The organism is Vibrio sp. RM-41-2B (assembly GCF_024744415.1).
In the GTDB taxonomy this organism is placed as follows: Bacteria; Pseudomonadota; Gammaproteobacteria; order Enterobacterales; family Vibrionaceae; genus Vibrio; species Vibrio diabolicus.
In genome coordinates, this window is the sequence record NZ_JAMQWD010000034.1 from 1 (window position 1) to 6,177 (window position 6,177).

At 44.1% G+C, this 6,177-nt stretch carries 5 protein-coding genes and 5 tRNA genes; 3 read left to right on the forward strand and 7 right to left on the reverse strand.

From position 1 onward, the window contains the following. Positions 1–102 precede the first annotated feature (102 nt). From NB463_RS17020 to NB463_RS17035, 4 genes are all read right to left on the reverse strand, one after another. A tRNA-Thr gene (locus NB463_RS17020) sits at positions 103–178 on the reverse strand. 13 nt (positions 179–191) lie between these two features. Next, a tRNA-Gly gene (locus tag NB463_RS17025) sits at positions 192–266 on the reverse strand. A gap of 35 nt (positions 267–301) precedes the next feature. Next, positions 302–386: transfer RNA gene (locus NB463_RS17030), tRNA-Tyr, on the reverse strand. 36 nt (positions 387–422) lie between these two features. Then, a tRNA-Thr gene (locus NB463_RS17035) sits at positions 423–498 on the reverse strand. A gap of 205 nt (positions 499–703) precedes the next feature. Here NB463_RS17035 and coaA point away from each other — a divergent pair. Beyond that, positions 704–1,627, forward strand: a complete 924-nt coding sequence (gene coaA, locus NB463_RS17040; RefSeq protein ID WP_005398335.1) for a type I pantothenate kinase — start codon at positions 704–706, stop codon at positions 1,625–1,627. A 7-nt stretch (positions 1,628–1,634) separates the two neighbouring features. Here coaA and birA read toward each other — a convergent pair whose 3' ends face one another. Both birA and murB read right to left on the reverse strand, forming a co-directional pair. After that, the gene (birA, locus tag NB463_RS17045) at positions 1,635–2,600 is read right to left on the reverse strand and encodes a bifunctional biotin--[acetyl-CoA-carboxylase] ligase/biotin operon repressor BirA (RefSeq protein WP_258431707.1); all 966 of its coding nucleotides are present in this window, start codon (positions 2,598–2,600) and stop codon (positions 1,635–1,637) included. Next, positions 2,597–3,640, reverse strand: a complete 1,044-nt coding sequence (gene murB / locus NB463_RS17050; protein ID WP_258431708.1) for a UDP-N-acetylmuramate dehydrogenase — start codon at positions 3,638–3,640, stop codon at positions 2,597–2,599. Before murB ends, birA begins: the two co-directional genes overlap by 4 nt. Positions 3,641–3,741: 101 nt before the next feature. On the opposite strand from murB, the gene NB463_RS17055 reads away from it, so the two are divergent. Together NB463_RS17055 and pssA are read left to right on the forward strand one after the other, a co-directional pair. Then, positions 3,742–4,173, forward strand: coding sequence for a GNAT family N-acetyltransferase (locus NB463_RS17055; protein WP_031780708.1), 432 nt, complete (start codon positions 3,742–3,744; stop codon positions 4,171–4,173). Positions 4,174–4,244: 71 nt separating this feature from the next. Continuing rightward, on the forward strand, positions 4,245–5,585 hold the full coding sequence (gene pssA, locus NB463_RS17060; protein ID WP_006742762.1) for a CDP-diacylglycerol--serine O-phosphatidyltransferase: 1,341 nt from the start codon (positions 4,245–4,247) through the stop codon (positions 5,583–5,585). Positions 5,586–6,062: 477 nt separating this feature from the next. On the opposite strand, the gene NB463_RS17065 is transcribed toward pssA, so the two are convergent. After that, positions 6,063–6,139, reverse strand: a tRNA-Asp gene (locus tag NB463_RS17065). Between the last annotated feature and the right edge of the window lie 38 nt (positions 6,140–6,177).

Consider the following 6,177-nt stretch of genomic DNA (forward strand, 5'->3'; position numbering starts at 1 on the left):
GAGTGGTCCCTCTAGGTACGGATTTAGGTGGCCCAAATTGACCACGCAACCAAAAAAAGATAATTGGTAAATCTAATATCAAAAGGAAATAAACTTGAGAGCTGGTGCTGATAGGCAGACTCGAACTGCCGACCTCATCCTTACCAAGGATGCGCTCTACCACCTGAGCTATATCAGCACTCAAATTAGAGTGGAGCGGGCAGCGGGAATCGAACCCGCATCATCAGCTTGGAAGGCTGAGGTAATAGCCATTATACGATGCCCGCAACACGTAACTCTGAGAGCTATTTCCTAAAGAATATGGTGGAGGGGGACGGATTCGAACCATCGAAGGCAGTGCCGGCAGATTTACAGTCTGCTCCCTTTGGCCACTCGGGAACCCCTCCAAATTTTCAAGCCATTCAGACTACTAAAGGAAAGAATGGTGCCGACTACCGGAATCGAACTGGTGACCTACTGATTACAAGTCAGTTGCTCTACCTACTGAGCTAAGTCGGCATAAGTGGTGCGCATTCTATTGAATGATTTTCGAGGTTGCAATAGTAATTTTAAAAAAAATCATAAAATTCGATTTTTTAGATTCGTTTGCTGCAAATTCGTACAAACTTGGCTTTTTTAAAGTAAACTTCGACCTTTGTCGTTTGCTTTGAAGTTCGCTTGATGTATGTTCTTGCTTCTACTAAACCAAGGATAAAAGAGACCCATGAGTCCATTTTTGTCATTTGACCGTGCAAACTGGGCCGAGTTAAGAAACTCTGTACCGATGACACTTTCTGAAGACGACTTGACTGCGCTTCAGGGCATTAATGAAAACCTAACCATGGAGGAAGCGGTAGAAATCTACCTTCCTTTGTCTCGTCTTTTGAATCTGTACGTCCAAGCCCGTCAAAGCCGCAACTCTGTATTACAACAATTCTTGAATACGGAAGAACATGCCCCTCCTTTTGTGATTGGTATCGCCGGCAGTGTCGCTGTAGGCAAAAGTACGACAGCTCGTATTCTGACCGCATTGCTTTCTCGTTGGGAGAATCATCCCAAAGTGTCCTTGGTCACTACAGATGGCTTTCTATATCCGAAAAAGGTACTAGAAGAACGCGGTATCATGCATCGTAAAGGGTTTCCTGAGTCCTATGATATCAAACGTTTAGTTGAGTTTATGTCTGACGTTAAAGCGGGTAAGCCGGATCTTGAAGTACCTATTTACTCCCACATCACGTATGACATTACGGACGAACTAAGAAAAGTTGATAGACCGGATGTTCTTATCATTGAAGGTTTAAACGTTCTACAAAGTGGAATGGATTATCCGCATGATCCACATCGCGTCTTTGTCTCTGATTTTTTGGATTTTTCGATCTATGTCGATGCTGAAACAGAGACCATTGAACAGTGGTATGTGGAACGATTTTTAAAGTTTCGCCAAGGGGCTTTTACTAAACCCGGTTCTTATTTTAGTCACTACACGCAACTGTCAGTCGATGAAGCAAAGCAAAAAGCGAAACAAATTTGGCATGATATTAATGGGCTCAACTTGGAGCTAAATATTCTTCCCACCCGAGAAAGAGCCCATTTGATTCTACACAAAGGCGTCAACCACTTGGTTGATAAGGTGTCTTTACGAAAGTAATTGAACGTCAATCGCTTTTACGCAACGAGATTTCCCCACCAATGTAAGTCTCTAGCCCTTGCGAGGTTTCGAGTAATATCCCGCCTTGATGATCGATGCCGCGTACGACGCCGTGCACCTCTCTAGGTCCGATGAGCAGCTTGACTTGACGATTGAGAAAGTTATCTAATCGATTCCAACGTTCGACAAAGCTGGTAAGCCCTTTCAGTTCATACTCGATAAGTGCGGAATTCCAATGCTTGATAAGCGTCGTCGCTAGGACATTTCTATCGATCACGAGACTCTCGTTTACCTGATTCAATGTTGTCCATGGTTGATCAATCTCAGGTTGCTCATCAGGCATTCCAATATTGAGCCCCATCCCAATCACAAGATGAGCAGCACCACCGGCCTGCCCTGACATCTCCACTAAGATTCCTGCCAGTTTTTTATCTTGATAATACAGGTCATTTGGCCACTTGAGTTTAACGCCTTGTATGCCCATTTCTTCTAGTGCTTCCACTGCGGCAATACCAATAACAAGGCTTAAGCCCATTGCCGCGGCCATTCCCGCATCTAATCGCCAGTACATGGATAGGTATAAGTTAGAGCCAAATGGAGAGATCCATTGTCTACCGCGGCGACCACGTCCTTGTGCTTGATACTCAGCTATACAAACACGGCCCTTTTCTGACTCTGCAACTCTATCAAGCAAATACTGGTTGGTTGAGTTAATCACAGGAACAAGCTCAACAAGTGACTCCGCACTAGCAGTAAGGAGAGCTTCATCTAGCAACTGCAATGGTGATGCCAACTGGTAACCGCGCCCTTGCACTCGATAAATATCAATGCCCCACTCACTAAGACCTTTAATATGCTTAGCTATTGCCGCTCTGGATACATTCAGGGCTTCGCCCAGCGCCTCTCCAGAATGAAACTCGCCGTTACTTAATGACTTTAAGATATGAAGTTTCGTAGAGTGATCTTTTTTCATCTTAACGCCTCGATCTGAGCCAGGTTGGTTTCCCCGGTACGGTTCAGAAATCGAACTTCATGCTCAAGTTCTATTTGGTATTTATCCCACACTGCCTGCTTCACTAGGGAAGCAAGTGCGACAACATCATCGCCACTGCAGTTGTCCATGTTGGTCAAAACCAAGGCTTGCATGGGGTTGACCTGTGCACCATGCACAGACTTCCCCTTTAATCCGCACTGATCAATCAGCCAACCAGCCGCGACTTTCATTCCGCCAGGAGTTGGATAGGCCACGATATTAGTATGTTGCTTCATGAGCCGATCATAATGATCTTGAGTGATCACTGGGTTTTTAAAGAAACTTCCTGCGTTACCTACCTTGACTGGATCCGGCAGTTTCTCCGTTCGCACTTGGCAAACTCGCTCGAAGATTGTTGCTGGGCTAAGTTGTTCTTCCGGAATATCTTTTAAAGGACCATATTGATTAATCGGTTGCCATTGCTTAGCCAACTTAAGCCCTAGTGCAGTAATAAAGCACTTTTCATGCAAAGCGTGTTTAAAAATGGAGTCTCGGTAGCCAAAGTTACAGTCTCTGGCGCTCATTCTTCTATTTTCAAATGTAGTTAGATCAAGAACATCCACGTAGTCACAAATGTCTTTTAGCTCTAGTCCATAGGCTCCAATGTTTTGAATAGGAGCCGAGCCTGCACAGCCAGGGATCAGGGCTAGGTTTTCTAACCCACCAATTCCCTGACTCACACACCAGGAAACCAAATCAGGCCAGTCTTCACCACCTGCAATATGCAATAGGTATTGGTCATCCGTTTCCGTCACATTTTTACCCATGAGTCGATTAACGATCACTAACCCGTCAAAATGCTCAGTGAAAAGAACATTACTTCCTTTACCTAAAAAAAGTTTCGGTAAATGGGTGAATCTCGGGTCTTGAAATAGTTGGATAACCTCCTCGAGCGACTCGATGGTCGCTAAATAGGAACACGACTGTTCAATCCCAAAAGTATGGTAAGCCTTAAGGCTTGCATTTGTTTTAATTTGCATAGTAGGTTTGCAACGTCAGATAAGATTCTCTTAAACTGTCGACATTCTACATTAGTTATCTTTTAACCGCAGTGACAATACCTGACTCATTAATCATAGAAGTGTTAAATCCTATCAAGCTCCCTCTCATTAAGAGGTTGTACAAAGCGCATTACCCTTCGGGTCGAGCCAAAAAGGATGAACTGATCATTACAGCGAGCCATAAAGGTGAAATCGTTGCGTTACTACGCTTAAAAACCGTAGATAGATCTCGATTGCTGACGGGAATGCTGGTCATTCCAACACTTAGGGGAACTGGCATTGGAAAAGAACTACTAACTCATTGTAAAAACAATGTTTTCACTGATGGCGATTATTGCTTCGCGTTTACACATCTCGAATCCTATTATTCCAAGCATGGATTCAAAACCATTGATTGCTCTGAGCTACCACACCCGCTAAAAATGGCATTTCAACGCTATGTAGATAGCGGTAAAGATCTCATTCCAATGCAATTCATCTCTTCAACGACATCAAAACGCGCGCTTTTGTAGCCAGGTAAATCATATCTTTGATAAAATGGCAGGTTCGCAATATTGCACTAAACTAAGGTACTCATACCGATATGATAGTAAGTAGGAATCCATTCGAACAGTTGCCAAGTCTCGCTGTCAATCCGGAAGACTTTGATGTTCTGTATTCAGCAGAATCATTCAGGACTCGTCTTTTGGATGCAATCAGCAAAGCAACGTCGCGAATTTACCTAGTCGCTCTATATCTGGAAGATGATGAAGCTGGACGTGAAATTCTCACTGCGCTTTATGAAGCGAAACAGCGCAATCCTGGGTTGGACATCAATATCTGTGTCGACTGGCATCGAGCGCAGCGTGGCCTGATTGGTGCGGAAACATCTGAGGGTAATTCTGCGCTTTACAAAGCGTATGCCAATAAGTACCAACACCCGATCCCTGTCTATGGTATACCTGTGCGTGGCAGAGAGGTTTTTGGGGTACTGCATTTAAAAGGCTTCATTGTCGATGATACTGTCATCTACAGTGGAGCAAGCTTAAATAATGTTTATCTGCACTATCACGAACGCTATCGCTTTGATCGTTACCATGTGATTCGACATGAGTCTCTAGCTAATTCAATGGTGCAATTCATTCAGGAAGAGATGATTGCTCACCCTGCTGTCAATGATCTTGCTGGAAAAGATAAGCCAGAAACCAAAGAAATTAAGTCGGCGATTCGTCAACTGAGAGCTTCACTTGCTCAAGCTAATTATAAGTTTGAAGACCAACCACCAACAGAGGAAAGTGTAAAAATCACCCCACTAGTTGGTCTAGGCAAACGCCGCAATCTGCTCAATCAACAGATTGTAAAGTTACTAGCGGCCGCCCAAAACGAAATCTTTATCTGTACGCCTTACTTTAACTTCCCTAAAGCGCTGCATCGTGAAGTGAAGCGAGCCATGAAACGCGGTGTGAAAGTAACTATTGTTGTGGGCGACAAGACAGCAAACGACTTTTATATTGCCCCTGAGGAAGACTTTAAAACCATTGGCGGACTTCCATATCTGTATGAAGTAAACCTACGCCGCTTTGCGAAAGCAAATGAAGCGAATATCGCTGCGCGTAAACTGTCAATTCACCTCTGGAAGCATGACAATAATAGCTTCCATCTCAAAGGCATTTGGGTTGATAAACGCTATATGCTACTGACGGGGAATAACTTAAACCCTCGGGCTTGGTCACTTGATCTAGAAAATGGACTTCTCATCCAAGACAATTATGCGAAACTCACTGATAAGTTCGAAGATGAGGTTTCGCGTATCCTTGAGCATACCCACCTTATCTGTACTTATAAACAGTTAGAAAAAGTGGAAGATTATCCGATAGGGGTGCAGCGGTTAGTAAGAAAAATAACCCGCCTAAAAGCAGATGGGGTTTTAAAACGCATCCTGTAAGCATAATTAACTTCAAAGCTCAGCATTTTCCTGCTGGGCTTTTTTATTATTCCTAGCTCCAACAGCTGAATACTCTATTAGACCTCTATATTAGTAGACTTCAGTAAATAAGCTTGCGAGACGCAACGTAACCCCAAACGCAACAACCTAGAATCTAGAAAGGCAATACATGCGTAAGTGGCTAGGTGCTTAATAACTCAGTCTTCCGATCTTACTCTTTCTTACACTACGCTAGTGAATAAGCTTTCTAACACGTAAGTCAGCACAGGGGCTCAAAACTAGTCCTCGATACTGGGACCCGGTTCAGTAGAAACCGCACAGAGTTGCGCATCAACTCGTCATGGCAGGGCTTAGAAAGCATCGCGAAGAGGGAAGTCTGCCTCTCGATGTAAGATTTCAATATGGAAATGCGGTTAAGGTAAGTCGGGGAACCAAAACGAAAAAAGCCCCAGTCTTTCGACTGAGGCTTAATATAAGTGGCGGAGTGGACGGGACTCGAACCCGCGACCCCCGGCGTGACAGGCCGGTATTCTAACCAACTGAACTACCACTCCGCAGTGGTATCACTCGCTTGTAATCAGCAAGTGTCCAA

What these genes read in the sequence shown, in the direction of transcription:
- pssA (WP_006742762.1), top strand. Translation starts at nt 4,245, where the DNA reads ATGATAGTAAGTAGGAATCCATTCGAACAGTTGCCAAGTCTCGCTGTC.
- birA (WP_258431707.1), bottom strand. Translation starts at nt 2,600, where the DNA reads ATGAAAAAAGATCACTCTACGAAACTTCATATCTTAAAGTCATTAAGT.
- coaA (WP_005398335.1), top strand. Translation starts at nt 704, where the DNA reads ATGAGTCCATTTTTGTCATTTGACCGTGCAAACTGGGCCGAGTTAAGA.
- murB (WP_258431708.1), bottom strand. Translation starts at nt 3,640, where the DNA reads ATGCAAATTAAAACAAATGCAAGCCTTAAGGCTTACCATACTTTTGGG.